Genomic DNA, 26282 nt, shown 5'->3' on the forward strand with positions numbered 1-26282 from the left:
ATGCGCGGGCTGGGTTGCCGCACGGGCATTCGCCCAGCAGGTCCGGCACATCAACCGCGGCTTGCTTGGGATCCATCATCGTTACCGCCCGCTGCAATCAGATAGCGATAGACGCCGACGATGTTGATGATGAGCAGACCGATATTCTGCCAGCCGATTCCTTCTGCATCCTGTTTCAGGAATCCCCATGCAACCAAGGCGATCGAACTGGTGACGAATAAGACGAACGCCCAGCCAGTCACGCGTGTACTGATGTTCAAAGACACGACGAAAGCCGCCACCAGCGCCGCCCCCGCACCGTAATATTGTAGAGCCGTAAGGACGGTGTCGCTCATAAGTCATGCCCCGATCAGTTCACGGCCGATCAACATCCGACGGATTTCATTCGTTCCGGCTCCGATATCGAGCAGTTTCGCATCCCGCATATACCGTTCCACCGGCCAATCGAGCGTATATCCAGCCCCGCCCAGCGCCTGAACAGATTCTGCCGCAACGCGGAACGCGTTCTCCGATGCAAGAAGGATGGCCCCTGCCGCATCGAAACGGGTCGTCTGTTCACTGTCGCAGGCCTTGGCCACCGCATAGGTGTAGGCTCGGGCCGACTGCAGCGCGACATACATGTCGGCCACCTTGGCCTGCATAAGCTGGAAGCTGCCGATGGGTTTGCCAAATTGCGTTCTTTCACGCAGATAGGGAATGACCGTATCGAGGCATGCCTGCATGATACCGAGCTGCAATCCGGCAAGCACCACGCGTTCATAATCGAGCCCGCTCATCAGAACCCCGACACCGCCGTTAACCGGCCCCATCACCCGATCTTCGGAAATGCGGCAGTCGTCGAAAACCAGTTCCGATGTGGGGGAGCCACGCATGCCGACCTTTTCGATCTTCTGCCCGATCGAAAAGCCCGGGTCGTCCTTTTCTATCAGGAAGGCGGTGATACCGCGGCTGCCCGCGCTGCCATCTGTCTTGGCATAGACCACCAGTGTATCGGCGAAAGGCGCGTTGGTAATCCAGAACTTGGTGCCGTTGAGCACATAGCCGCCATCGACCGCCTCCGCTTTCAGTTTCATCGAAACGACGTCGGACCCGGCGCTGGCTTCGGACATGGCGAGCGAGCCGACATGTTCGCCGCTGATCAGGCCCGGGAGATATTTGGCCTTCTGCTCTTCGTTACCCCACCGCCGGATCTGGTTGACGCACAGATTGGAATGGGCGCCGTAGGAAAGGCCGAGCGAGGCACTGGCGCGGCTCACTTCTTCCACGGCGACGACATGCTCCAGATAACCGAGCCCCAGGCCGCCGTCCTCCTGAGATACGGTAATGCCATGCAAACCGAGTTCGCCCATCTGTTTCCAGAGCTCGTCGCGCGGAAACCAGTCCTCGCGATCGATTTTTTCGGCGAGCGGGGCAATCTGCTCGTCTGCGAAGCGGGCCGTAGCCTCGCGGATCATCTCGACACTTTCGCCGAGCTGGAAATCGAACTGGGGGGTCGCGCGCATCGTCTCTCCTCAAGGGCTCGCGAAAGTAACTATCGTCAGGGCCGATAGCCGAGCCAAGGCTGCGGAGCAAACCGATTGGACTGCACGGCAGACTGAAGCTGCGAACTTGCTTTTTGCGTTAGGTATTCGTTTAAATTTGAGTCTAAAGCGCCTCTGGACGAGAGCATGTACCGTAAGGAAAACATCCTTTGGCCCGAAGGCAAACCCCCTTCGGAAGCCTATTGCGACGAGGAACGGCGCCTCGCGATCCTTGCTGCGCACGGTACGGACGCCATGATCGACGATCCCGAACTGCAGGAGATCGTCGATCTTGCAGCGAAGGTTTGCGATGTACCCATGGTTATGGTCACCATGGTCGAAGAGGGCCGTCAGATGTTCCTCGCTCGAACGGGAATAGACGCGCGCGAAACGCCGCGCTCGACCAGTTTCTGCGCGCATGCCATGCTGGGCACGGAGCCTATGGTCATTCGCGACGCGAAGGAAGACACTCGCTTTGCGGACAATCCGCTCGTCACGGGTGAGCCGCATATCCGCTTTTACGCCGGCCAGCCGTTGATCTCTGCCGAAGGCGCGGCCCTGGGCGCCCTTTGCCTCATCGATAGCGAGCCTCACGAAGACGGGCTGTCACAGCTTCAGCAAAACACGCTGTCGGTTCTGGCGAAGGCTACGATGCGGCGCATATCCCAGCAGCGCCTGGGCGATGCGGCAAAGGAAGCTGTCAACGAGCGGGAAAGCGATCTCAAACGGATGATCGACAGCGTTCCCGGGATTGCTTGGTCGGCTGATGCATCGGGTAATTTCGACTACGTCAATGTGCAGTGGGATGAACTGACTGGTCTTTCCCAGCCGCAAAGTTTGGATGACTGGCAGACTGCCATTCACCCCGAAGATTGGGAAACTGCGATCGATGCCTTCCGGACATCGCTGAAGAGCGGGGAACCCTTCGAATACGAATGGCGCCTGAAACTTGCAGACGGCGATTATCGCTGGATGCTCTCGAGAGCCGTTCGAACGTCTGCGGGAACGGGAAAACCGCGCTGGTTCGGAACAGTCATCGACGTCGACCGCCAGCGCCGAATGGCCGAAGCCCGCGACTTGCTGGCGAATGAACTTTCGCATCGTATCAAGAACATCTTCGCCGTTATTTCGGGCCTCGTGGCAATCCGTTCGCGCGGCAAGCCGGAGGTTACGGAGTTTGCATCTGAATTGAGTGAAACCATTCGCGCCCTAGGGGCAGCCCACGATTATGTCCGCCCGGGCCATGGGCACAAGGGCGGCACGCTGTCCGGGCTTCTGTCCGATTTGCTGGCACCTTACGATACCGCTGGAAACGCACGTTTCAGCATCGTCGGCCCCGGCGTTGCCGTCGGCGAACGCGCCGCCACGCCACTCGCCCTGATTTTCCACGAGCTCGCTACGAACTCTGCCAAATATGGCGCCCTTTCCAGCGAGGAAGGAAAGGTGACTGTCACCGTAGAAGGCGATAACGACGATAGCGACGACATTTGCGTGATCTGGGAAGAGAGCGCCCCGAGCTATCAGGTTCCGGACGAGCAGGAACGCGAAGGGTTCGGTTCGCGCCTGTTGAGGATGGCGGTTGAAGGGCAGCTCAAGGGGTCGTTCGAGCGCGAATTTGCCGACGGCGGACTACGCGTGCGTATCGCTTTCCCGCGGCAGTCGATAGGGAACTGACCCCAGCTGCCTTGCACCAGCCCAATAGCTGTGCTTTCCCACAAGCCGATACAAAGGGGAGCAGAACATATGCGATTTCTATTTGCATCGGGGTTTGCTGCACTTGCGCTGGCCGCCTGTTCTCCGACCGGGAACACGGCGGGCGGAACTATAGGGGCCGACGGGCTCGAAACTGTCACAACGACCGAACCATCTTCTTCCCGGACTGTCCCCGAAGCATTCAGTTCCACCGCCTGGCGAGCGATCGCGGAAGACGGGGCACGCTATGTTACCGAGATCGATCCCGACGGCACTTATCGCGATCTGCGCAATGGCGATCCGTGGCAGACCGGCAGCTGGACGTATTCGAAGGACGAGGGAGACAAGCTCCTTTGCTTCACACCCGATAGCGAGAACGGAGCGGAGCGCTGCTGGAGGCCCGAGCGGATGAACGGGGATACTATGCGCGCAAGAAGCGGCGACACCGAGATCGAACTTACGCGCGTCGAATACGCGCCGCCCGGCGAAGGATCGGAACAGGCGGAGTGAACCAGCAGACGCAACCGCTGCTCGAATTTCGCGACGTCTGTAAAAGCTATGACCGTACCCAGGCGGTAGCGAGCATCTCGGTCACCGTCGCCCGGCGCGAATTCGTTGCGCTTGTCGGGGCATCCGGATCGGGCAAGTCCACCTTGCTCAAGACGGTCAACCGATTGGTCGATCCGAGGTCCGGCACGGTATTGATTGATGGCGATCCGGTAGGAAGCCTGCCGCTTGCCGCCCTGCGGCGGCGGATCGGCTACGTTTTCCAGTCGGTCGGGCTGTTTCCCCACATGAGCGTGGGCGAGAATATCGCGATCGGCCCGCGCATCAGTGGCCAGAAGTTGACGCGCGAACGGATCGCCGAACTGCTCGACCTGGTGGATCTCGAACGCTCCATGGCCACGCGCATGCCGAACGAACTGTCCGGCGGGCAGCGCCAACGGGTCGGCGTTGCCCGCGCGCTGGCCAACGAGCCGCAACTCCTGCTGATGGACGAGCCGTTCGGTGCGCTCGACCCCGTCACGCGCGACGCCTTGGGTGAGCGTGTGCGAAGCCTGCATCGCGAGTTGGATTTGACCACGGTCATGGTCACCCATGACATGGCCGAAGCACTGCTACTGGCCGATCGGGTTCTTGTGATGGAAGCGGGAACCATCGTTGCCGATGAAACCCCGCAGTCCCTGCTCCACGGGGGTGGCGGCGAGATTGCACAAAGTCTCGTTGCCGTGCCGCGCACGCAAGCGGACCGGCTGGCTGAGCTTACTCGATGAGCGATATCTGGACGGCCCTTCTCGGCCTGGGCGACAAGCTCGCAGCTCATGTCCTGCTTTCGGCCGCGGCGATCATGCTGGGTATCGCGGTCGCACTGCCGATGGCGATCTGGGCAAGCCGCTCGCCACCGATCGCGCGGATCACGCTTGGCTTCGCCAGCCTGGTTCAGACCATTCCCGCGCTCGCCCTGCTCGCCCTGTTTTTCCCGATCCTGCTGAACCTTCGCGGGATATTCGGCGAAGGATTGCCAACGCTCGGCTTCCTGCCCGCATTTCTTGCCCTTTCGCTCTACGCCCTCCTGCCGATCCTCCGCAACGCGGTGACAGCGCAGGCCAATCTCGACCCAGGGGTAATCGAAGCTGCTGACGGTGTAGGAATGACCTTCTGGCAGCGCTTGCGACTGGTCGAAGCGCCCCTGTCGTCCCCTTACTTTATGGCGGGCGTCCGTACCGCGGCCGTATGGACCATTGGCGCTGCGACACTGTCCACCACGATCGGCCAACCCAGCCTCGGCGATCCTATATTTGCCGGATTGCAGACGCAGAATTGGGTGCTGGTGCTCGCAGGCTGTATCGCCAGCGCCGGCTTGGCGATGGTCGCCGATGCGCTTCTCGGGACCATTGAGAAGGGGCTTCGCACACGGCGCCGGGTCCTAAGCTTGGGAGGACTGGCAGCGGTTCTTCTGGGCATTCTGGCAGCGCTGTTTGTTTCCTTCGGCAACCGCGACGACGATCGTATCGTGATCGGGGCAAAGAGCTTCTCAGAACAATATGTCCTTGCTCGTCTTATCGGTCAGCGGCTGGAAGCGAACGGATATCGGGTCGCGTATCGGGACGGCCTGGGTTCGGCGGTCGCGCATCGCGCCGTTTCCTCCGGCGCCATCGACATCATGGTGGATTACACGGGAACGATCTGGGCCAACGAGATGCAACGCAGCGACAATCCCGACCGCGACGCGATGCTCGCCGAAATCGTGGATTGGGAACAGCGCACCAGCGGTACGAATGTAGTAGGAAGGCTTGGTTTCGAAAACGCTTATGGCCTCGCAATGCCACGCGCAAAGGCTACACAAGGCGGAGTTCGATCCATCGGAGATCTCGCGGTCCGCGCGCAAAGCCTGACGATTGGCGGTGACCCTGAGTTTTTCGAGCGGCCCGAATGGGTCTCAGTGCGCAATGCGTACGGCCTGCGTTTCGCTGACCAGCGCACCTTCTCACCCACGTTCATGTACAACGCGCTGCGATCAGGGGAAGCCGACGTGATTGGTGCTTACACCTCGGACGGACGCATCGCTGCCGACGATCTGGTCGTTCTGGATGATCCCGAAGGCGCACTGCCGAACTACGACGCCATCCTCCTCGTCTCGCCTCAGGCAAGCCGGGACGCCCGCCTGCTGGAGGTGCTCATGCCCTTGGTCGGGGCGATAGATGTGGAGGCGATGCGGGCAGCGAACCTGTCTGTCGATCGCGACGATGACAAACTGTCATTCGGCGAAGCAGCCAATAGATTGGCTCGGCGTGTGGGACTCGGCGGCTCCTAAGTCGCTTCGGGCTTGCGCCGCTCGCCTTCGGGGAAAGCCGCACCGCGCGGCCAGTCGCGCGCCGTAATCGCGAGACATTTGAACAGTTCGCCCATCGCGTCCGGCTGCACCAGCCGTTCGACTGCAACTTCGATTTCATCGGCGCGAGAGGGGGATGCTTTTGCAAGTGCCTTTGCCCGCAATGCGATGCCCATCGCGCCGAGCCAGGCACCCTGGGTCGTCAGCGAACTGGCCAGCCCCTCGCGGCGAGCAATAGTATCTAGTGTCGCGAAATCGACATGCGCCGTGAGATCCATTTCTCCCGGCGCGTCGAACACGTCGAGCTTTTCGTGCGATTTTACCGCCTGCAAGGTGGATCCGCTGCGGGCATCGACGTGCCCATAATCGATGAACAGCGCGGCGCCGCCTTGCACGTCTATCCGGCGAGCGACGGCTTCGACCAGGGCTGCTGCTCCGGGGCAGGTTTCGATCACAGTCCCCGCGGGTGCTGCGCGTTGGGCTTCCGGGACAGCGTCGTCCATCGAATTGGGTCCGGACACGAAGGCGAATTCTCCGCCTTCGATGCCGACCATACGTTCGCGCCAGCCCTTTTCGGTCATTACCAGTTGCCGGATGGGCAAGGCGTCCAGGAATTCGTTCGCCAGCAAAAGAAGGGGGCGACCATCCGGGACGCTATCGATCGTATCGTGAAATTGGGCTCCCGCCAGCACACCGCCCTGCACTTTGCGCAAGGCCTCGGAACCCTCGACCAGATGCACGTCCGGGCGCAGCCCCTGACTGGCCATGGCACGCAGCGCATCCTTGGCTAACGTCCCACGGCCCGGGCCAAGTTCGGCATAGATCGGATTTTCCGGTCGCCCCGCCCGCACCCAGATGTCCGCGAGCCACAGCCCAGCCATTTCGCCGAACATCTGGCTGATTTCCGGCGCAGTGGTGAAATCGCCAGCAGCACCCAACGGATCGCGCGTCGTATAATAACCCGCGTTGCTTTCACCCATATAGCGCAGCACGGGCATCGGCCCGTGCTGGTCGATCAGGCGGCGAAAGGTGCGCGCCAGATCCGTCTCTGGTCGAACCCTCATGTGGACTACGGTTTAGCCCTGGCCGGGCCGCCAACGGGCGGCTTCATCATCGCATAGATCACAACGACGATACCTACCGCGATCATCGGAAGACTGAGCCACTGCCCGCGGGAGAGGCCCGTTTCCACGACGACATAAGCGAGGTAGGCGTCCGGCTCGCGGAAAAATTCCATGAGGAACCGGCCGAGACCCATGCCGATGGTGAACACGCCAACCAGCAGTCCGGCCCGATAGCGGGCACGCGTTTTCCAGAAGAGCGCAAAAAGCAGCACACCTAGCAAAAGCCCTTCGAATCCGGCCTGATATAGCTGGCTTGGATGGCGGGCGAGCTGATCCGGATCGGTTGGGAAAACCATGGCGAAAGGAAAATCGCTTTCTACCGGGCGGCCATACAATTCGCCGTTGATGAAGTTCGCCAGCCGGCCAAGCATGTAGGCGAAGGGCACATTCACCGAGATGTAATCGCAGATGCGCAGCCAGTTCAGTCCGTTGCGCCATGCGACCCAGCTGATTGCAATGAGCACCCCGATAACCCCGCCATGGAAGCTCATTCCCCCTTCCCACAGCTTGAACAGTTCCACACCGCCGAACAGTTCCGGCTTGTAGAAAGCGGCATAACCGAGCCGGCCGCCGAGGATGACCCCAAGTGTACAATAGAAAAAGAGGTCGTCCGCGTGGCGCTGGGCCATGGGCGATCCCGGTGCCTTGATCATTTTCGACAGATGCCAGTAGGCCAGCAATATGCCGAAGAGGTAGGCGAGCGAGTAGAATCGCAATTGGAAACCGCCGATCTCGAACAGATAGGGCCGCAAGCCCAGATTTTCCCAGTAGATCGGTTCTGCCGCGCCCGATGCAGCCAGTAGTGACAGCAAGTGCTTATCCCCTTAGAGGTGAATCCAAGGCCGCGACCGGCGACCCATCGGGGCGGCTTTTGGCATAGCAGGGGTTTGGGGGGAAGCCTGCGTCGAGCCGCAGTTATTGCGCGTGCCTCGAACCGGAGGTTCTGCGCCGTTTGGAGAGGATATTTTACGACCGATGCCGACAGAACTCGACAAGGACATCCATCGCATCACCGATGCCGTCACCGCGCCCGGCCAGATGTTCGAACTGACAGAAGTGACACGCCGCGGCGTGCAGATGCCCGCGTTCAAGAACGCACCTCCCAGCGTCGTCCATTACTTCGCGCATTTCTGTAACGAAAAGAAAGACGATACGTTCATCGTCGATGGCGACATCCGTATGACCTTCGGCGAGATATGGCATGCTGCCAGCCATGTCGCCCACGGTCTTGCCACGCTGCATGGAATTGAAAAGGGTGACCGCGTTGGTCTTGCGGCCCGCAATTCGACGAACTGGATCGTCGCCTACATGGGCATTCTCATGGCCGGTGGCTGTGCGACACTGCTCAATGGCTGGTGGACCGGGGAAGAACTCGCTTACGGAATCGACCTTTGCGAATGCAAGCTCGTCCTCGCCGATCCCCCGCGTGCGGCCCGGCTCGATGGCGTAAAGCATGCCTCGAAGCTTGTGGTCTTCGATCACGGCAAGCCTTCGGAAGGTCTGGCCCCGGTATGGGCGGCAGGCGGCACGGCCATGGCCATACTCGGCCAGATCGGCCCGGATGACCTTGCCACCATCCTCTATACATCCGGTTCGACCGGGCGCCCGAAGGGGGCGTATTCGGATCATCTCGGCGTCGTTTCCGGCACCATGAACTATGTCTGCCAGACCGCGATGATCCTGCAGCTTCTCACGGAAAAGGGTGATGCCCCAACCGTCCAGCCTTCCGCACTGGTCGCCGTGCCGCTCTTCCACGTCACTGGCGAAGTGCCGCTGTTCCTCCAGAGCTTCGCGATGGGGCGCAAGCTGGTGCTGATGCCAAAATGGGATGCAACCGAGGCCCTGCGCCTGTTGGCAGACGAACAGATCACCTATTTCGTTGGCGTTCCCCTGATGAGTTACGAGATCGCCGTGCATCCGGATCGTGAAAAATACGATCTGTCGCAATGCAAGACCTTCGCTGGCGGCGGCGCAGCGCGCCCGATCGAACATGTGAAGAAGATCAAGGACGCGTTCAAAGACGGCTTTCCCGCTCTGGGTTACGGCCTGACCGAAACCAATGGCGTGGGCGCAGGTAATCTGAACGAAAATTATCTCGCCAAACCCAACAGCACCGGCATGCCTTCGCGGCCATTGGTCGACATGGCCATTCTCGACGACGACGGCAAACCCATGGAGCGCGGAAAGGTTGGCGAGGTTTCGATCCGCTCGGTGTGCAACTTCCTCGGCTACTGGAAGAACGAGGAAGCGACCAAGGCGGCTTTTTCCGCCGACGGGTATTTCCGCACGGGCGACCTCGGCTATCTCGACGAGGACGATTACCTGTTCATCGTCGACCGCAAGAAAGACATCATCATTCGTGGCGGCGAAAATATCAGCTGCATTGAAGTGGAAGAAGCGATCTATGCGCATCCGGCAGTCGCCGAATGTTCGGTCTTTGGCCTTCCCGACGAACGCTTCGGCGAGATTCCCGCTGCCGTCTACTACACCCACGACGGCAAGGATCTCTCGGTCGAAGATCTGCAGGAATTCCTGCGCGAGCATATTGCTGCGTTCAAGGTGCCTTCGGTCATCTGGAAGAGCGATGAGCAATTGCCTCGCCTCGGCACCCAGAAGGTCGACAAGCGTAGCGTGAAGGCGAATTTTGCAAAGGAGCACCTCGCCGCTTGAATGCCCTGCGTGTCCCCCGACAGCGTGCGATAATCGACCGGCGCGCCCTTGCTTCCGAAATCGACGCGCTGGTGGGGGAGCACGGCAACAAAGCCCGTCCGCATGTCGTGAAACTGCTCAAGGCTGCGCTCGACAAAGGCCGGGCCGAGCTCGAGCGCCGCCTGGAAGAGAAACCGTCCGCCGGGCATGAGAATGCGGGCGGTTTCGCATTCATGATCGACCAACTGATCCGCGTGATCCACGATCACGCGACCGCCCATCTCTATCCCAGCGCCAATCGTTCCAAGGCGGAGCGGTTGGCGATCATGGCTGTTGGCGGATACGGTCGGTCGGAAATGTCGCCGCATTCCGACGTCGACATCGCGTTCCTCGTTGGCGGCAAGAAAACGGCATGGTGCGAGCAGGTCGTCGAAGCGATGCTCTATATGCTGTGGGATCTGGGTCTCAAAGTAGGCCATTCGACCCGCACGCTGGACGAAGCGATCCGGCTGTCGAAGAGCGACCTCACCATTCGCACAGCCCTCCTCGAAGGGCGGTATGTCTGGGGCGATCAGGAGCTCTACGACGAGGGTTCGCGCCGCTATACAGCCGAGGTGGTGCGGGGCAATGAACGCACCTTCGTGACCGAGAAGCTGGCCGAACGCAACGCGCGTCACAAACGCATGGGTGACAGCAGATACGTCGTCGAACCCAATGTGAAGGATGGCAAAGGCGGGCTGCGCGATCTGCATGCGCTGTACTGGATCGGCAAGTTCATCCATCGCGTGCGCACGGCGTCGGAACTGGTCGAGATCGGCCTGTTCACCCCGGCCGAATATCGCAGTTTCCGGCGCGCGGAGAACTTCCTCCTCGCCGTACGCAGCCACATGCATGTGCTGACGGGCCGTGCAGAAGACCGCCTGACCTTCGACCTGCAGCGGCGTATCGCGGAAAGGATGAAATTCGCCGAACGCCCGGGCAAGAGCGCGGTAGAGCGGTTCATGCAACTCTACTTCCTGCAGGCCAAACGGGTCGGCTCCCTGACCGGAATCTTCCTGGCCCATATCGACGAGCAGTTCGAGGCCAGAACGGCGCGCCGCGGCTTCTTCGCTGGGTGGAAACAGAAGGCACGGCAACTGAAGGGTTACCGCGTTTACGGGGGCAAGATCGCCGCACCGTCGGAGGACTGGTTTCGCAAGGACCCCGTACGACTGATCGAGATATTCCAGCTGGCCGAATCCGAAGAACTGGAAATCCACCCCGACACCATGCGCCAGGCAAACCGTGAAACGGGCCTCATCGACCATGCGATCCGCAACGACGAACGGGCCAACGCGCTGTTTCTCGACCTATTGTGCGGGCGCAACGATCCCGAAATGGTGCTTCGCTGGATGAACGAAGCTGGCGTTTTCGGGAAATTCGTGCCGGATTTCGGCAAGGTCAACGCGCAGATGCAGTTCGATATGTACCACCACTATACGGTGGACGAACATACGATCCGTGCGATCGGACTGTTGAACCGTATCGAAAAGGGCGAACTAACGGATGATCATCCACGCGCCGCACGTTTGATCCACAAGGTGAATTCGCGCCGCGTCGCCTATGTCGCCGCGTTGCTACACGATATCGCCAAGGGCCGCGGGGGCGACCATTCCGTGCTCGGGGCGGAAGTTGCGCGAGATCTGTGCCCGCGTTTCGGCCTGAGCGAGAGCGAAACAGAGATGGTGGCCTGGCTGGTTCTCAATCACCTGCTGATGAGCCACACGGCGCAGAAGCGCGATCTTACCGACCCCAAAACGATAGAAGATTTCGTCGGCCAGGTGCAAAGCCAGGAAAGGCTACGCCATCTCGCAATACTCACCGCGGTCGATATACGCGCGGTCGGCCCAGGGACTTGGAACAGTTGGAAGGGCCAACTGCTGGGCGAACTCTACGACATATCGAGCGAGCGCTTGCGGCTGGGGCACATGCGGCATGGTCGCGAACAGACAATCGCGCACAAGCAGGCGGAGGTGGCGGACGTTCTCGGGGAAAAGGGCCATCTCGTCGCAGATCTGGCCCAGACCATGGGCGACGCATACTGGATCGCCGAACCGATCGATATCATCGCGCTGAACCTGGTGCATTACGCTGCCGCGCGCGAACGGGAGCATCAGCTTTCCATTCACTGCGAATATTACGAAGCGCGCGGTGCAACGCTGGTCACGGTAATCGCGGCCGACCATCCGGGCATGTTCTATAGAATTGCCGGCGGCATCCATCTCGCAGGCGGAAACATCATTGATGCCCGCATCCACACCACGCGGATGGGCTGGGCGCTCGACAATTTCTTGGTGCAGGATCCCCACGGTGAACCCTTTGCCGAAGAAGGCCAGCTTGAACGGCTGAAAAGCAGCATCGCCGATGCGCTAGCGAACAAGGTCGATCTGGCGCCCCGACTGGCACAGCGTCCGTTGGCGCACAGCCGTGCGCGTGCTTTCGATGTCGCGCCACGGGTTCTGTTCGACAACAAGGCATCGAACAAGTTCACCGTGGTCGAGGTCAACGCCCGCGACCGGCCAGCATTGCTCAACCGTTTGGCCCGTGCATTGTTCGAAAGCCGACTGGTGGTCCATTCCGCCCATATTACCAATTACGGGGAGCGGGCTGCCGATACGTTTTACGTCACCGACCTTACCGGCGGCAAACTGGAGCGCGGCGACCGCATGAACCGCATCGAGGCGCGGCTCATGGAGGCCGCAAGTGACGCAACGCAAGATCGGCTGGAGAACGCCTGAGCGCGCGGGCAGCAGATCGTTAGCGGGGCGACGCGCGTTCGCCAAATAGCGCAGTACCCACGCGCACATGCGTAGCGCCGAGCTTTACTGCTGTTTCGTAATCCCCGCTCATGCCCATGCTACGCCCGTCGAGTCCGTGATCGCTGGCTAGCCGATCAAGGAATGCGAAGAATGGCGCAGGCTCGATCTCGAAAGGCGGAATGCACATGAGCCCCGCCACCGGAATATCGGCCGCGCGAGCCTGCTCGAGCAGTCCGGGCAGATCGGCCACCGGGCACCCGCCCTTCTGCTCCTCAACGCCCACATCGACCTGCACGAAGCACGGAATGCGCCGATCCAGCTTATCCATGGCCTTCGCAAGCGCCTTTACCAAGCTTGGCCGATCGAGCGAGTGAATGACATCGAACAAAGCCACCGCGTCATCGGCCTTGTTCGACTGAAGCTGGCCGATGAGGTGCAACTGGGCTGCAGGGTAGACTTCGCGCAGTGCGGGCCACTTGTCCTGCGCTTCCTGAACGCGGTTCTCTCCGAAATGGCGCTGCCCTTGCACAAGCAATAGTTCGATCGCCTCGGCCGGATGGGTCTTGCTGACCGTAACAAGCGTAACATCGCCGGGTTCGCGGCGGGCGATTGTGCAAGCCTTGGCAATATTCGCCTGTACTTGCTGTAGCGGGGTGTCTGCCTTTTCCATCGCGTCGCGCTATAGCGTGTGTGTGACACGACGCCAGCATCATCCCGGAGCCGATCGGCCCATCCTCCCGTTGTTGTGGTTGCTGAGCGATCGGCGAAACGACACTGGAATTGAGACGGCGCTTCGAAGCCTGCCAACTGGTTCGGGCTTCGTCTTTCGCCACTATCACCTCGATCCCGACACGCGGCGTGCGCGGTTCGACGAGCTTGCAGCGATCGCTCGCCAATGTGGACACATGGTCATCCTGTCCGGTGATGAGGATTGGGGCGCAGACGGCCACTACGGGTCTGCAACCAGGCCAAGAGATGGCCTCTTTCTTGCTACTGCCCATAACGCGGACGAACTGGCAGCGGCGGTCGCAGCGGGAGCGGAGGGCATCTTCCTCTCGCCGGTGTTTGCCACAGCTTCGCACCCAGCTGCCAAGACACTTGGGATCGATGCATTTCACGCGCTGGCCCGGCAATCGCCCGTGCCGGTGATCGCTCTTGGCGGAATGACCCATGAGCGCGCGCGCGAGTTGGGGTGGTCCCGCTGGGGCGCCATCGACGGACTCGGTTCGACGAACGTCGCTTGACCTCCCCGTCCGGGAGGACTCATACTGCACTCTCTCGACGGATCAGGGGATACGAAATGGCTACGCGCGCAGGCGCAGCACCCGATTGGCGCGCGGCTTTCCGCCGCTCCTTTCGCCGCGCCACACATATGGCAGGCGCGGGCTTGCTGTTCGCGATCCTTGTTTTCCTGACCTTGGCGCTCGCCAGCTATACGCAGACCGATCCGAGTCCCTCGACTGCAGCGGGCGGCGACGACATCCGCAACTGGATGGGGGCAACCGGCGCCTGGGCCAGCGAACGCGCGCTTAACTACCTGGGGCTTCCGGCGGCGCTGCTTTTGCCGCTGCTCTATATTTCAGCCCGCCGGCTGTGGACCGGGGTGGAACGGGACGACGAGGATAGTACCCCCGGCCGCTGGTGGGGTCCCTTCGCCATGCTGCTTGCCGCCATCGCCTTGCTGGGCACGGTGCTGGCGCTGGCGTTCGAGCCGGCGACCGGCAGCCTACCGGCCGGGCTTGGCGGTTTGTTCGGTCAGTTGGGTGGCCTGGGGATCGAAGCTGTCGCAGACCGTTTCGGTGGCGACTTTTCAGGCTGGATCGTGCTGCTGCTCGCTCTTGTCACGCTCGGCGGCGGGGTGGCGCTCGTCACCCGGGTCTTCGCGATCGACTGGGCGCAATTCCTCACCTTGCCCGATTTCGTCAAACGCAAGGCACACTTGCCCGAATTCGACCTGCCGTTGACACCCAAGAAGCAGACCCGTGCCAAGCCGATGGAAAGCCTTGAGGATGACGAGGATCTGCCATTGCGCGAACCGCGCCGCGCGCCCGAAATCGCCGATCCCGCGCCGATGCCTGCTCAGCCCGTTGCCGCCAAGCCCAAGCAGCGCGACATGTTCGCCAATTACGAATTGCCAAGCCACGATCTGCTCGATGATGCGCCCGAAAATGCTGCGCCAAAGCTCGACAAGATGGCGCTGGAACGCAATGCGCGCCTGCTGGAAAACGTGCTCGACGATTTCAACGTGAAGGGTGAGATCACCGCGGTGCGCGCCGGACCCGTGGTCACCATGTACGAACTGGAGCCGGCACCGGGTATCAAGGCCAGCCGCGTGGTCGGCCTTGCGGAAGATATTGCCCGCAACATGTCGGCAATTTCCGCGCGCGTCTCTCCCATTCCGGGCAAGACGGTGATCGGGATCGAACTGCCCAACGCCGACCGGCAGATGGTCAGTTACAAGCAGCTCGCCAATTCGGCCGCCTTCATCGACCATCACGGCAGCCTGCCGATGATTCTGGGTAAGGACATTGCAGGCGAACCGATCGTCGTAGACCTTGCTGCCATGCCTCACCTGTTGGTGGCTGGCACCACCGGTTCGGGTAAGTCGGTCGGCCTCAACGCGATCCTGCTTTCGCTGCTCTATCGCTTCACGCCGGATGAGTGCCGACTGATTCTCATCGATCCCAAGGTGCTGGAGCTCAAGACCTACGACGACATTCCGCATCTCCTGAGCCCTGTGGTTACCGAGCCCCACAAATCGGTCCGGGCGCTGAAATGGGCGGTCGAGGAAATGGAGAAGCGCTACCGCATGATGAGCAGCGTGAATTCACGCAACATCGCGGGCTTCAACGAAAAGGTGAAGAAGGCGATCGAGAAGGGTTCGCCACTGGGTCGCCGCGTGCAGACGGGCTTCGATCCCGAAACGGGCGAAGAATTGTACGAGGAAGAGCAGCTCAATTACGAGCCGTTGCCCCTCATCGTACTTATTGTCGACGAACTGGCCGACCTCATGGTCACTGTTGGCAAGGAAATCGAAGTCCTGATCCAGCGTCTCAGCCAGAAATCGCGCGCCGCCGGCATCCATCTGATCATGGCGACACAGCGCCCTTCGGTCGATGTCATCACCGGCGTCATCAAGGCCAACCTCCCGACCCGCATCAGCTTCAAGGTGACAAGCCGTATCGACAGCCGCACCATCCTTGGGGAACAGGGGGCCGAACAGCTGCTCGGCAAGGGCGACATGCTGTATAAACCCAATACCGGCGCGATGATCCGCGTGCATGGCCCCTTCGTGTCCGACGAGGAAGTTGAACGTGTGGCCGATCACTGGCGTGGACAGGGCAAGCCCGACTATGTCGACGCGGTTACCGAAGAACCGGAAGATGGCGGCTTCAATTTCGAAGACGAATTCACCGCTTCGGATAATCCGGAAGAACGGAAATATCGCCAGGCCTGTCAGATTGTTATCGAGAACCAGAAAGCGTCTGGCAGCTGGCTTCAGCGCCAGATGGGGGTCGGTTACAACACCGCTGCCAAATGGATCGAGCGCATGGAAGGCGAAGGGCTGGTAGGGCCGGCCAATCATGTGGGGCGTCGCGAGATCTTCCGCGATCAGGACGGAAATCCGCTTTAGAAGCTGAAAAGTTTCGAAATTTGGGCGGGACTTGCGCTGGATGGCTCGCTAAGTCCCGATCCAATGGCACCTACGAAAGAAAACCCCGCCGACGACTGGTCCGACGACGAAAAGCCGGGTCCAGACTATGCCAAGCGACGGCCGATCAGTCGTCTCACCATTCTGCGCGCCATCGCGGAAATGCGCCTGTGGTGGAATGAAGGGGTTATCGCCGACCTGGATCATGTCGCGACGATCGAGAGGGTGCGGGGCGAATCGCTCCTGACCAGCCGCTATATCTTCATGATCGCGATGAGCGCGGGGATCGCGATCCTCGGCCTCCTGCTTTCTTCGCCGGCCGTCGTCATCGGGGCCATGCTGCTGTCGCCTTTGATGAGCCCGATTATCGGAACGGGGTTTTCTCTTGCAACCGGCGATGCGGACTGGTTGCGCCGCTGCGGTAAGGCCCTGATTGCAGGATCCCTGTTTGCCATACTGTTTTGCGCGGTGATCGTGTTTCTTTCGCCGCTGCAAACGGTGACGGAAGAAATCGCGGCCCGCACCAGGCCAAACCTGTTCGACCTGCTGGTTGCGCTATTTTCCGCCCTCGCAGGTTCCTATGCCGTGATCCGCGGGCGCGAAGGCACGATCGTCGGGGTCGCCATCGCTACGGCCCTGATGCCGCCGATCGCAGTGGTGGGCTTCGGTCTGGCAACCTTCAACTGGCCCGTATTTGCAGGTGCGCTGGGTCTGTTCGTAACCAACCTCGTGACCATCGGACTGACCGCCGCCGTCATGGCTCGCCTCTACGGCTTCCAGTCCGACCTGAGCCATCGCCAGTCCCGTCTCCAGTCGCTCGGGATCGCCATGGTCTTCGTAGTGCTGGCGATCCCTCTCGCTTTCTCTCTACGGACCATCGCTTGGGAGGCCAACGGCCAGCGCATTGTCAATCAGGAGGTCGCATCTGCCTTTACCGACAGGGCAAGGGTCGAACAGCCGATCGTGAACTGGGATTCCGAACCTTTGACCGTGTCGGCCAGCGTCTTTACCCCGGACTTCAATTCCAACGCAGATACGGAAGTGGCCAAGCGACTGGAAGAACGTCTTGGCCGATCCGTCGTGGTAAATATCGACCAGTTTCAGGTCGGCACCGACCCGGGCGCTGCCGAACAGGCAGCCCTTGCTCAGGCAAGAGCGCGCGAGGCTGCAGAAGCGAGCGAAAGGCAGATTGCCGTACTGGCCCAAAGCCTCGCTCTGATTGCCGGGGTGGAGCGCAAGGACGTATTGCTGGATCGCGAGAACCAACGGGCACAGGCAATTGCTCAGCCGCTCGAAGGGCTCGACCTTTCGGGATATCGCGAACTTGAACGGCGGCTCGAACAGACTACGCCGGGCTGGACGGTCGAACTTCGTCCCCCACTGGTGCCGCTACCCACCGTTAATGTTGGCGAAGACGGACTCGACACGAACAATGCCGGACGCGTGGCGTTGCTCGGATGGGCGGCCCGGCGCACGGGCGTTCGCATAGCCCTGACCGGTAGCGAAAACGCTCTGACGGCTGTCACCCAGGCACTTGGCGATTCCGCGCGTTATTTCGACACGCAGGTTTCGGGAGAAGGAAACTCGGTGACCGCGGTTTGGTCCACGGCGCCCGCATCTTGAGATAGGCTCTCGGGCTTGCCCCCACATGGTTGCAGTTGTAACGGGCTGCCGCAGATAAGGAGTTCCCCCCAATGCTCATCGGCAGCCCCAAGGAAATCAAGAACCACGAATATCGCGTCGGCCTGACGCCGGAGAGCGTGAAAGAGCTCGTCATGCAGGGTCACGAGGTGTGGATCGAAACCGAGGCCGGCTGCGGCATAGACGCAACCGACGAGCAATATGTGGCGGCGGGCGCGAAGATCGTCGACGGCCCCGATCCTATTTTCGCTGAGTGCGAGATGGTGGTGAAGGTCAAGGAACCGCAGGCGGTCGAGCGCAAGAAGCTGCGCGAAGGACAGATCCTTTATACCTACCTCCATCTGGCACCAGACCCGGATCAGACGAAGGATCTGCTGGACAGCGGCGTCACTGCCATCGCCTATGAAACGGTCACCGGCCCGCGCGGTCAGTTGCCGCTCCTCAAGCCAATGAGCCAGGTGGCAGGCCGCATGAGTGTGCAGGCCGGTGCAACTGCACTGGAGAAGGCTCATGGGGGTCGCGGTGTGCTGCTCGGCGGCGTACCTGGCGTCATGCCTGGCAAGGTCGTGGTCATCGGTGGCGGCGTGGTTGGCTTCAATGCAGCGCAAATGGCAGTGGGCCTCGGTGCTGATGTCACCATTCTCGACCGCGATCCCGAAGTTCTGGAAAAGGTGGGCACCCATTTCGAAGCGCGCGCCAGCACGCGTTTTTCCAACGCCGCCAACCTCTATGACGCGGTCACCACTGCCGATCTCGTGATCGGGGCAGTCCTCATCCCCGGTGCGGCAGCGCCCAAGCTGGTTACGCGCGAAACGCTGAAAGACATGCAGAAAGGCGCCGTGCTGGTCGATGTCGCGATCGACCAAGGGGGCTGTTTCGAAACCAGCCGTGCAACCACTCATGCCGATCCGACATATGTCGTGGACGACGTGGTTCATTACTGCGTCGCGAATATGCCCGGGGCCGTTGCCCGCACCAGCACCTATGCGCTGAACAATGTCACCCTGCCGCATGCGCTACGCATCGCCCGGATGGGATGGAAAGACGCGCTCGCCGCCGACCCGCATCTTGCCGAAGGTCTCAACGTCCACAAGGGCGAAGTCACGTACGAGGCCGTCGCAAGCGAACTCGGCTATGATTATCGACCGGTGGCGGACCTGCTTCGTTAAAACGCGCTACGCGGCTAATTCCTTAATCGTCCTTTAAACCCTTCGCCCTACCGCGGGCGCGTGGGACGGGCTTCATCATTTGATGTGCTGCTTTTCGTGCGGCTGGTTCTGCTCGCAATCTTTGCGGGCCAGTTCGCTGTGCCCGCTTCCGCCGTTGCGGCCCCGAATTTCGCACAGCAATCCATCTGCTGGATTTCTGGCGACGACACCCTTCGGCTGAACGATGTGGCGCAGCGCGCAGATGCGTGGACCTGCGATGGGTCGATCAGGGATTGGGACGCTGCGCGGCAACTCATTCGTATCGATCTACGCGGCCGTGCCGCCGATCCTGCGACGATACGCCATGCCGAATTCGATCGACACGAATTTGAGAAGCTCACCGCCACGCTGATCGACGAGAACGGCGAAAGCCGCAGTCGCACTTACGGTTTCGGCGATACCTGGCTTGGGGCTTCCAGCCTGCGCTCGATGATCGATCTGCCTGAATTCGACGGTCAGCCCATTGCGGTGATATTCACCTTGGACGGCAGCCAGTGGCCGGAAGCGCTGGCCGAAGCGGATCTGCTGGCTAAACCATCGGTCCCGCCGGTCGCCGGCCTCGCACATTTGCTGGCCGCCCTGATCTGCGGTTTGCTATTGGCCCCGATCATATTCGACTTCGGCTATTTCCGGGCGCTACGCGAACCGTTTCCGCTGTGGCATGCACTCTTCTGTGCCATGGCCGCTGTGCAGACGGCCGCGGTTTCGGGCCTCATTCCCCTGGTGACTGCAATCAACTTCGCCAGCGAACTCGACATCACCTATCTCAGTCTCGACGTAATGGTCGCTGCTACCTTGCTCTTTGCGAGCAATTTTATCGAGACCGACTTCGTTTCCCGGCGGGCCCGAGCGATTCTGCTCTCCCTTGCATCCCTGGCGCTTGCAAGCGGCCTGACGACTACATTTTATCCCGAATGGTTCGGCGCGTGGATCGATCATTTCTATTTCGGCGCCTATCTGGCGATACTAGCTACTTATTTTGCCGTCCTCTGGCGCGCCAGGGAAAGCGGAAGCCGTATGGCGTCCTATCTCATTCTCGGTTTTGCGCCGTTCAGTGCGATAGTCGTCATCCAGTTCGCCTCGGTCACGCTGCTGCCGCAGATCGGGACATTCGACGAAACCTGGCCACAGAATTTCGCACTGTTGTTCGAAGTCGTCGCCACTGCGCTCGGCGTGGCCGACCGCTTCATTTCGATCAAGCATGAGCGTGACCAGGCGCGAGACGAGGCGCGCTCGCTCGAGAAGCTGAGTGAACGGGATGAGCTGACCGGGCTGCGAAACCGGCGTTCGCTCGACACGCGCTTTGATTCGCTCGTTGCGGCGGGCTTTCACACGATTGCCGTCATCGACATCGACCACTTCAAGCCCATTAACGACATATTCGGGCATCCGTATGGGGATAGCGTGCTGGTGTGCGTGGCTGCGGCGCTGCGGGCGAGCGACGACAAGGATCTGATCGCCTTTCGCATCGGCGGTGAGGAATTTCTCCTGATGCTGCGAGGCAGGGACGCGGCGGAGCGGGCCGAGGCACGCAGGCGAGCTATCACGGCACGTACGCTGGCGACTATGGACGGGCTGGACCGGCCGATCACGGCAAGCATGGGCCTGCTCGATTTTACGGCCGTGGCCGACGACCCTGATCTCGACTTCTGGAGCCTTTACACCAGAGCTGACCAGCTTCTGTACGATGCCAAATGTGCAGGCCGCAACCGCACGGGGCGCGATGCACTGGAATGGTTCGTGCCGCAGGCGGACGGGGGGGCGAGCGCCGCGGCTTAGGTCGTGAAGGGGGCGAGTACCTCGGGCCGGACCCGGACCAGGCGATTGGTCTTGCGGTCGAGCATGGCCCAGGTGGTGGCCGCGCTGACGATGACCTTTCCGGCGGCATTGCGGAAATCGACGCGACGCAGCGAAGTGGCACCGCGGGCGGGCCCTTCGATCCAGGTTTCACCCGTAACGCTTTGACCCGCATCGATATTTCCACGGTAATCGATTTCGTGACGCGTCACGACCCAGAAGAACGCGGCGCGATCTTCCGGGCGTGCAGCCGCATCCCAATGGGCGGTGGCGATGTCCTGGATCCACTGCACCCAGACGGCATTATTGACGTGACCGAGTTCGTCGATGTGCTCCGGTGCTGCAGAAAAGGTGCGGATCATACGTATTATTTGGCCTGTTCGGCAGCCGAACGGTCCGCGCTGCCCTGCTGCCACAGTATGAAGGCAACCTCTTCGGCCGCCTCGCGAATGGATTCGAACCGGCCCGACTTGCCGCCATGGCCCGCGCCCATATTGGTCTTGAGCAGCAGTTCGTTATCGTCGGTCTTGACCTCGCGCAGCTTGGCCACCCATTTCGCAGGTTCCCAATAGGTCACACGCGGGTCGTTGAGACCGGCGGTCACCAGCATGGGCGGATAGTCCTGCGCCACGACCTGATCGTAAGGCGAGTAGCTGAGGATATAGGCGAAGGCCTGCTTGGAAAGGATCGGGTTGCCCCATTCGGGCCATTCGCCCGGCGTCAGCGGCAGATCCTTGTCCAGCATTGTGTTGAGCACATCGACAAAGGGAACATGCGCCACCACGGCGCCCCACAGATCGGGATCGGTATTGACCACCGCACCCATCAGTTCGCCGCCGGCCGAACCGCCGGAAATGCTGATCTTGCCCTTTTCGGTATAGCCCTTGTCCACCAGCCCCTTCGCCACATCGACGAAGTCGTTGAAGGTATTGGTCCGTTCGTTGAGCTTGCCCTGCAGATACCATTTGCGGCCCAGATCGTCGCCCCCGCGGATATGCGCGATGGCATAGGCATAGCCGCGATCGATCAGGCTGAGGCGCGTGGTCGAAAAGCCGGGCGGCACGGCATAGCCGTAGGCGCCATAAGCATAGAGATGCAGCGGGCCGGTCTTCGGGCGGTCCTTGCGCATCACGATGCTGACCGGGACCATCGTACCGTCACGCGCGGGGATTTCCACGCGCTCCGTCGTGTAGAGATCGACATCGTATCCGCTGGGGATTTCCTGCTGCTTGAGCAGTTCCAGTTCACCGCTGTCGACGTGGTAATCGAACACGGAATCGGGCGTGACCATGCTTTCATAGGCAAGGCGCAGGGTGTTCTGATCGTATTCGGGATTGTTGCTGAGCCCCGCATCGAAGCTCGCTTCGGTGAAGGCGATCGGCTTGACCAGATTCGGATCGGCATAGTCGCGCAGCTGGATCTGATCGAGCCCGCGCAGCCGCCCTTCGGTGACGTAGAAATTCTTGAACAGATCGAAATCGGTGAGGTAGAATTCATCCGATCCGGGGATCAGCGTGGTCCATTCGCCCGGCGCATCCAGCGTGGCGGTAGCCAGCCTGAAATTGACGTGATCGTCATTCGTGTGGACCCACAGTGTCCCGTCGCGCACGTCGACATCATATTCGACGCCCTTCTGTCGTGCCTTGACGAGGATCGGTTCGGCCGTGGGATCGTCGGCAGGTACGAGGCGCACTTCGCTCGTCTCGTTGTCGCCGGTGGCGATGACCAGCCAGTCTTCCTGAGCGGAGAGACCGGTGCCGACCCGGAACCCTTCGTCCGCGGTTTCGCGGTAGAGTTCCACATCGTCGCTCACCGGTGTGCCGAGTACGTGCAAGGTGGCATCGTGAACCCGCCAGTTGTCGTCGGCGAGGCCGTAGACGAGGGCGGTATCGCCCTTCACCCAGACGAGGCCCGACAGCGTGCCGGGGATTTCGTCGGGCAGCAATTCGCCGGTCTGGAGATCCTTGATCCGCGCGGTGAAGCGTTCCGAGCCATTGGTATCGGCCGAATAGGCGAGATAGCGCCCGTTCTTGGACACGGAGAAGGCACCCAGCCGGAAATATTCATGACCATCGGCCAGCGCGTTTTCATCGAGGATCAGCTGAGCATCGCCGCCCGCGACAGATTTGCGATAATATTTGCGGTATTCCGCGCCTTCTTCGAATTCGGACCAGTAGAGCCAGTCGCCATCCTTCTGCGGCACGGTGGAATCGTCTTCCTTGATCCGGCCCTTCATTTCTTCGAACAATTCGTCGACCAGCGCCTGCTGCGGTTTCATCCGCGCTTCGAACCAGGCGTTTTCCGCCTTGAGGTGATCGAGAATGTCCGTGTCGTCCACGGTCGGATAGGACTGGTCCTTGAGCCAGTAATAGGGATCGGCGATGGTGATCCCGTGATGCGAATAGCTGTGATCGCGCTTCTCGGCTGTGGGCGGGGAAGTCGGCTGTGTCACGTGTGTTCCTTCGGTGTTTTGCGCATAAAGCGGCGCGGCGAGTGCCAGCGTCGCGGCAGATAGGCATGCGGTGTATCGCTTGAAAGCCATGACCTGTCCCCCCTTGCGCGGCGCAAAGGTGGAAAGGCGCGCCGCGGATGACTATGATGGCAGGGTGATTATGCGGCTGCCCGTCTGGCCGCAAGCGCCGAGTCGGCCAGCGCGCCACCGGCCCCGATGAAAGGATATTTTTCGCCTCATGCTGATGCAGACATACGAAGCTCGCCTCGATGGATTACGCAAGGAACTGGGCCGCCGCGGCCTGGATGGCTTCGTGATCCCGATTTCCGATGAACATATGAGCGAATATGTCGGCTCTTACGCACAGCGCCTGAAATGGCTGACCGGCTTCGGCGGCAGCGCGGGCAGTGCCGCAGTGCTGAAAGACGCGGCGGCCATGTTCACCGATGGCCGTTACACCGTGCAGGTGCGCGAGCAGGTGGACGGCAAGCTGTACGATTACGAGGATGTGCCCGCAACATCGCCCGCCAAATGGATTGCCGCCCATGCCCCGCAAGGCGCAAAGATCGGTTACGATGCCTGGCTGCACGGCATCGGCTGGGCAGAAGACGCGGAAAAGCTGTTTGCCAAGAAGGGCATCGAACTGGTGCCGGTCGACGGCAATCCGATCGATGCGATCTGGGACGACCGTCCCGAAGCTTCGCTTGCGGCAGCCGTGCCGCATGCCGACGAGCATGCCGGCCGGTCGAGCGCTGACAAACGCGCCGAAATCGCCGACTGGCTGAAGAACGAAGGCTATGATGCGACCGTCATCAGTGCGCTGGATTCGGTAGCCTGGCTGCTCAACATGCGCGGCACCGACGTCGACAATACGCCGGTTTCGCTGTCCTATGTGCTGGCCCATGCAGACGGCACGGCGGAACTGTTCATCGCGCCCGACAAGGTCACCCCCGAACTCACCAAGCATCTGGGCAACGCTGTGACCGTGCGCAATCGCGACGAATTCCAGCCCGCTCTCGAGGCGCTCAGGGGCAAGACTGTCGCGGTCGATCCCAACCATGCGGTGGCGGGCATCTTCCACGCCCTGGCGGCCGGCGGCGCGACGGTCGTGCGCGATGCCGATCCGACCGTTCTGCCCAAGGCGATCAAGAACCCTGCGGAACAGCAGGGCCACCGCGATGCCCAGGCGCGCGACGGCGCGGCCGTTTCGCGTTTCCTGCGCTGGATTTCGATCGAAGCGCCCAAAGGCGGGGTGGACGAACTGACCGCCGCCGCCAAGCTGCGCGAATTCCGCGAGGCCGGCGGCGTGCTGAAAGACGCCAGCTTCGACACCATCAGCGCTGCGGGGCCGCATGCTGCCCTGCCGCATTACAAGGTCGACGAAGACAGCAATATCCCGATCCCGCCATCGTCGATCTATCTGGTCGATTCGGGCGGCCAGTATCTTGACGGAACCACCGACATCACCCGTACGGTGTGGGTCGGCCCGGGTGAGCCGAGTGCCGAAATGGTCGAGCGCAACACCCGCGTGCTGAAGGGTCACATCCAGCTCGACATGCAGAAATTCCCCGACCGCACGAGCGGCGGAGCGCTCGACGCGCTGGCGCGGATGCATCTGTGGAACGGCGGGGTCGATTACGGCCACGGCACCGGTCACGGCGTGGGCAGCTACCTGTCGGTCCATGAAGGCCCGCAGCGTATCTCCAAGCCCGGCGGCGCATTCCCCGGCACGGAAACCGAACTGCGCGAAGGCATGATCCTTTCGAACGAGCCCGGCTATTACAAGGCCGGGGCCTACGGCATCCGGATCGAGAACCTGGTTCTCGTCGTGCCCGCGGGTATCGAGAGCGAAGGTGACTATCTCGGCTTCGAGACGCTGACCTTCGTCCCGCTCGACCGCAGGCTGGTGGACAAGGACCTGCTCTCGCCCGCCGAAATCGGCTGGTGGAACGACTATCACGCCAAGGTTCGCGACATCGTGGCGCCGCAGCTGGATGGCGCGGATCTCGAATGGCTGGAAGCGGAATGCGCCCCCTTGTGATGTAGGAAATGTTCACATAATGTTCTCTTGGTCGCGAGTCGTTTTCAAGGAGCATTGCCATGATCGGATACGTCACTCTCGGGACCAACGACCTCGAGCGCGCAGCCCGGTTCTACGATCCCCTCGCCGCCGAAATGGGGGTGGGGCGGATGATGGACTTCGGGACCTTCATCGCCTGGGGCAAACCCGAAGGGGCGCCCGGTATCGCCGCGACCAAGCCGTTCGACGGCAAGGAAGCGACGGTCGGCAACGGGACGATGGTGGCAATCGAGGCCAAGGATCGCGATCAGGTGAAGCGGCTGTACGACATCGCGCTGGCCAATGGCGGCAGCAGCGAGGGCGAACCCGGCCCGCGCGGCGAACCCGATGAAAACGGGATGGTGTTCTACGCCGCCTATTTTCGCGATCCGGACGGCAACAAGCTGAATGCCTTCCTGATGGACAAGGTGAGCTGACATGACCCAGCCGCCCCGTCTCGACGAGCGTTTCATCCATCTGGGGCTCGGCGCAACCGCCGTGCCCCAGCCGCCGTTCGACGGGATGGAATGGTACGGCGCCTATGGCGAACGGCACGGGGCGGACGGGCGCGAAGGGCGGCTGGTCAGCCAGTATACCTTCACCGAAGACTGGCCGGGCTGGGAAATGCACCCGGCAGGCGAAGAAGTGGTGATCTGCACTGCCGGGGAAATGGAACTGACGCAGGAATTTCCCGACGGCCGGCGCGAGAGCGTGACGCTGCGACCCGGCGAATATGCCATCAACCCGCCCGGCGTGTGGCACATTGCCGATATCGTTCAGGAAGCGACAGCCATCTTCATCACGGCAGGCGAAGGCACGCAGCACCGCCCCCGCTGACTTTTCCGCCCCCGCCGACT

General features: G+C 61.3%; 21 protein-coding genes. 14 read left to right on the plus strand and 7 right to left on the minus strand.

The annotated features are described in order from the left end of the window. Positions 1 to 50: 50 nt before the first annotated feature. On the minus strand, positions 51 to 335 hold the full coding sequence (locus AC13F2_RS06690; RefSeq protein WP_103024018.1) for a hypothetical protein: 285 nt from the start codon (positions 333 to 335) through the stop codon (positions 51 to 53). A gap of 3 nt (positions 336 to 338) precedes the next feature. Then, positions 339 to 1502 (minus strand): isovaleryl-CoA dehydrogenase, encoded by a 1164-nt coding sequence (locus AC13F2_RS06695; RefSeq protein WP_196847096.1) that lies wholly within the window; start codon positions 1500 to 1502, stop codon positions 339 to 341. 165 nt (positions 1503 to 1667) lie between these two features. Here AC13F2_RS06695 and AC13F2_RS06700 point away from each other — a divergent pair, with 165 nt between their 5' ends. From AC13F2_RS06700 to AC13F2_RS06715, 4 genes are all read left to right on the plus strand, one after another. After that, positions 1668 to 3194, plus strand: a complete 1527-nt coding sequence (locus tag AC13F2_RS06700; RefSeq protein WP_221596495.1) for a sensor histidine kinase — start codon at positions 1668 to 1670, stop codon at positions 3192 to 3194. A 69-nt stretch (positions 3195 to 3263) separates the two neighbouring features. Then, positions 3264 to 3722 (plus strand): hypothetical protein, encoded by a 459-nt coding sequence (locus AC13F2_RS06705; RefSeq protein ID WP_482964705.1) that lies wholly within the window; start codon positions 3264 to 3266, stop codon positions 3720 to 3722. Then, the gene (locus tag AC13F2_RS06710) at positions 3719 to 4486 is read left to right on the plus strand and encodes an ATP-binding cassette domain-containing protein (RefSeq protein ID WP_482964706.1); all 768 of its coding nucleotides are present in this window, start codon (positions 3719 to 3721) and stop codon (positions 4484 to 4486) included. Before AC13F2_RS06705 ends, AC13F2_RS06710 begins: the two co-directional genes overlap by 4 nt. Beyond that, positions 4483 to 6027 (plus strand): ABC transporter permease/substrate-binding protein, encoded by a 1545-nt coding sequence (locus AC13F2_RS06715; protein ID WP_482964707.1) that lies wholly within the window; start codon positions 4483 to 4485, stop codon positions 6025 to 6027. The genes AC13F2_RS06710 and AC13F2_RS06715 overlap by 4 nt, the downstream gene beginning before the upstream one ends. On the opposite strand, the gene AC13F2_RS06720 is transcribed toward AC13F2_RS06715, so the two are convergent. Beyond that, positions 6024 to 7109 carry a class I SAM-dependent methyltransferase gene (locus AC13F2_RS06720; protein ID WP_482964708.1) on the minus strand — a complete coding sequence of 362 codons (1086 nt, stop codon included), beginning with the start codon at positions 7107 to 7109 and terminating at the stop codon, positions 6024 to 6026. The genes AC13F2_RS06715 and AC13F2_RS06720 overlap by 4 nt on opposite strands. A 5-nt stretch (positions 7110 to 7114) precedes the next feature. Further along, positions 7115 to 7981, minus strand: a complete 867-nt coding sequence (lgt, locus tag AC13F2_RS06725; RefSeq protein ID WP_221596503.1) for a prolipoprotein diacylglyceryl transferase — start codon at positions 7979 to 7981, stop codon at positions 7115 to 7117. 163 nt (positions 7982 to 8144) lie between these two features. Here lgt and AC13F2_RS06730 point away from each other — a divergent pair, with 163 nt between their 5' ends. Continuing rightward, positions 8145 to 9839 carry a class I adenylate-forming enzyme family protein gene (locus tag AC13F2_RS06730; RefSeq protein WP_482964709.1) on the plus strand — a complete coding sequence of 565 codons (1695 nt, stop codon included), beginning with the start codon at positions 8145 to 8147 and terminating at the stop codon, positions 9837 to 9839. Further along, complete coding sequence (locus AC13F2_RS06735) at positions 9836 to 12595, plus strand: [protein-PII] uridylyltransferase (protein WP_482964710.1); 2760 nt, start codon at positions 9836 to 9838, stop codon at positions 12593 to 12595. Before AC13F2_RS06730 ends, AC13F2_RS06735 begins: the two co-directional genes overlap by 4 nt. Before the next feature lie 19 nt (positions 12596 to 12614). Here AC13F2_RS06735 and AC13F2_RS06740 read toward each other — a convergent pair whose 3' ends face one another. Then, complete coding sequence (locus AC13F2_RS06740; RefSeq protein ID WP_482964711.1) at positions 12615 to 13286, minus strand: YggS family pyridoxal phosphate-dependent enzyme; 672 nt, start codon at positions 13284 to 13286, stop codon at positions 12615 to 12617. A 22-nt stretch (positions 13287 to 13308) separates the two neighbouring features. On the opposite strand from AC13F2_RS06740, the gene AC13F2_RS06745 reads away from it, so the two are divergent. The 5 genes from AC13F2_RS06745 (at position 13309) to AC13F2_RS06765 (ending at position 20896) form a co-directional block, all read left to right on the plus strand. Further along, entirely contained in the window at positions 13309 to 13860 is a 552-nt protein-coding gene (locus tag AC13F2_RS06745) for a thiamine phosphate synthase (RefSeq protein ID WP_482964712.1), read from the plus strand. 56 nt (positions 13861 to 13916) lie between these two features. Continuing rightward, a complete protein-coding gene (locus tag AC13F2_RS06750; RefSeq protein WP_103024008.1) occupies positions 13917 to 16250 on the plus strand; it encodes an FtsK/SpoIIIE family DNA translocase in 2334 nt (777 codons plus the stop codon). Positions 16251 to 16313: 63 nt separating this feature from the next. After that, complete coding sequence (locus AC13F2_RS06755; protein WP_482964713.1) at positions 16314 to 17891, plus strand: DUF389 domain-containing protein; 1578 nt, start codon at positions 16314 to 16316, stop codon at positions 17889 to 17891. A 71-nt stretch (positions 17892 to 17962) separates the two neighbouring features. Continuing rightward, positions 17963 to 19078: an alanine dehydrogenase gene (gene ald, locus AC13F2_RS06760; protein ID WP_103024006.1), complete on the plus strand. Its 1116-nt coding sequence runs from the start codon at positions 17963 to 17965 to the stop codon at positions 19076 to 19078. 84 nt (positions 19079 to 19162) lie between these two features. Continuing rightward, positions 19163 to 20896: a sensor domain-containing diguanylate cyclase gene (locus AC13F2_RS06765; protein WP_482964714.1), complete on the plus strand. Its 1734-nt coding sequence runs from the start codon at positions 19163 to 19165 to the stop codon at positions 20894 to 20896. Here the strand turns inward: AC13F2_RS06765 and AC13F2_RS06770 are convergent. Then, the gene (locus AC13F2_RS06770; RefSeq protein ID WP_103024004.1) at positions 20893 to 21276 is read right to left on the minus strand and encodes an acyl-CoA thioesterase; all 384 of its coding nucleotides are present in this window, start codon (positions 21274 to 21276) and stop codon (positions 20893 to 20895) included. The two genes, AC13F2_RS06765 and AC13F2_RS06770, sit on opposite strands and share 4 nt — an antisense overlap. 5 nt (positions 21277 to 21281) lie before the next feature. Continuing rightward, positions 21282 to 23456 carry a S9 family peptidase gene (locus AC13F2_RS06775; RefSeq protein WP_482964715.1) on the minus strand — a complete coding sequence of 725 codons (2175 nt, stop codon included), beginning with the start codon at positions 23454 to 23456 and terminating at the stop codon, positions 21282 to 21284. 148 nt (positions 23457 to 23604) lie between these two features. Here AC13F2_RS06775 and AC13F2_RS06780 point away from each other — a divergent pair, with 148 nt between their 5' ends. Genes AC13F2_RS06780 through AC13F2_RS06790 form a run of 3 tightly spaced genes read left to right on the plus strand, consistent with a single transcriptional unit; the run spans position 23605 to position 26262 of the window. Further along, positions 23605 to 25407 (plus strand): aminopeptidase P family protein, encoded by a 1803-nt coding sequence (locus AC13F2_RS06780; RefSeq protein WP_482964716.1) that lies wholly within the window; start codon positions 23605 to 23607, stop codon positions 25405 to 25407. 59 nt (positions 25408 to 25466) lie between these two features. Then, positions 25467 to 25862: a VOC family protein gene (locus AC13F2_RS06785; RefSeq protein ID WP_482964717.1), complete on the plus strand. Its 396-nt coding sequence runs from the start codon at positions 25467 to 25469 to the stop codon at positions 25860 to 25862. A 1-nt stretch (position 25863) separates the two neighbouring features. Beyond that, positions 25864 to 26262 carry a cupin domain-containing protein gene (locus tag AC13F2_RS06790; RefSeq protein ID WP_482599223.1) on the plus strand — a complete coding sequence of 133 codons (399 nt, stop codon included), beginning with the start codon at positions 25864 to 25866 and terminating at the stop codon, positions 26260 to 26262. The last annotated feature ends 20 nt before the right edge of the window (positions 26263 to 26282 follow it).

This window comes from Qipengyuania sp. L-5Y, from assembly GCF_056859455.1.

Bases quoted from the DNA above. Each gene is read 5' to 3' on its own strand.
- AC13F2_RS06690 (WP_103024018.1), bottom strand. From the start codon at position 335: ATGAGCGACACCGTCCTTACGGCTCTACAATATTACGGTGCGGGGGCG.
- AC13F2_RS06695 (WP_196847096.1), bottom strand. From the start codon at position 1,502: ATGCGCGCGACCCCCCAGTTCGATTTCCAGCTCGGCGAAAGTGTCGAG.
- AC13F2_RS06700 (WP_221596495.1), top strand. From the start codon at position 1,668: ATGTACCGTAAGGAAAACATCCTTTGGCCCGAAGGCAAACCCCCTTCG.
- AC13F2_RS06705 (WP_482964705.1), top strand. From the start codon at position 3,264: ATGCGATTTCTATTTGCATCGGGGTTTGCTGCACTTGCGCTGGCCGCC.
- AC13F2_RS06715 (WP_482964707.1), top strand. From the start codon at position 4,483: ATGAGCGATATCTGGACGGCCCTTCTCGGCCTGGGCGACAAGCTCGCA.
- AC13F2_RS06720 (WP_482964708.1), bottom strand. From the start codon at position 7,109: ATGAGGGTTCGACCAGAGACGGATCTGGCGCGCACCTTTCGCCGCCTG.
- AC13F2_RS06730 (WP_482964709.1), top strand. From the start codon at position 8,145: ATGCCGACAGAACTCGACAAGGACATCCATCGCATCACCGATGCCGTC.
- AC13F2_RS06740 (WP_482964711.1), bottom strand. From the start codon at position 13,286: ATGGAAAAGGCAGACACCCCGCTACAGCAAGTACAGGCGAATATTGCC.
- AC13F2_RS06750 (WP_103024008.1), top strand. From the start codon at position 13,917: ATGGCTACGCGCGCAGGCGCAGCACCCGATTGGCGCGCGGCTTTCCGC.
- AC13F2_RS06755 (WP_482964713.1), top strand. From the start codon at position 16,314: ATGGCACCTACGAAAGAAAACCCCGCCGACGACTGGTCCGACGACGAA.
- ald (WP_103024006.1), top strand. From the start codon at position 17,963: ATGCTCATCGGCAGCCCCAAGGAAATCAAGAACCACGAATATCGCGTC.
- AC13F2_RS06770 (WP_103024004.1), bottom strand. From the start codon at position 21,276: ATGATCCGCACCTTTTCTGCAGCACCGGAGCACATCGACGAACTCGGT.
- AC13F2_RS06775 (WP_482964715.1), bottom strand. From the start codon at position 23,456: ATGGCTTTCAAGCGATACACCGCATGCCTATCTGCCGCGACGCTGGCA.
- AC13F2_RS06780 (WP_482964716.1), top strand. From the start codon at position 23,605: ATGCTGATGCAGACATACGAAGCTCGCCTCGATGGATTACGCAAGGAA.
- AC13F2_RS06785 (WP_482964717.1), top strand. From the start codon at position 25,467: ATGATCGGATACGTCACTCTCGGGACCAACGACCTCGAGCGCGCAGCC.
- AC13F2_RS06790 (WP_482599223.1), top strand. From the start codon at position 25,864: ATGACCCAGCCGCCCCGTCTCGACGAGCGTTTCATCCATCTGGGGCTC.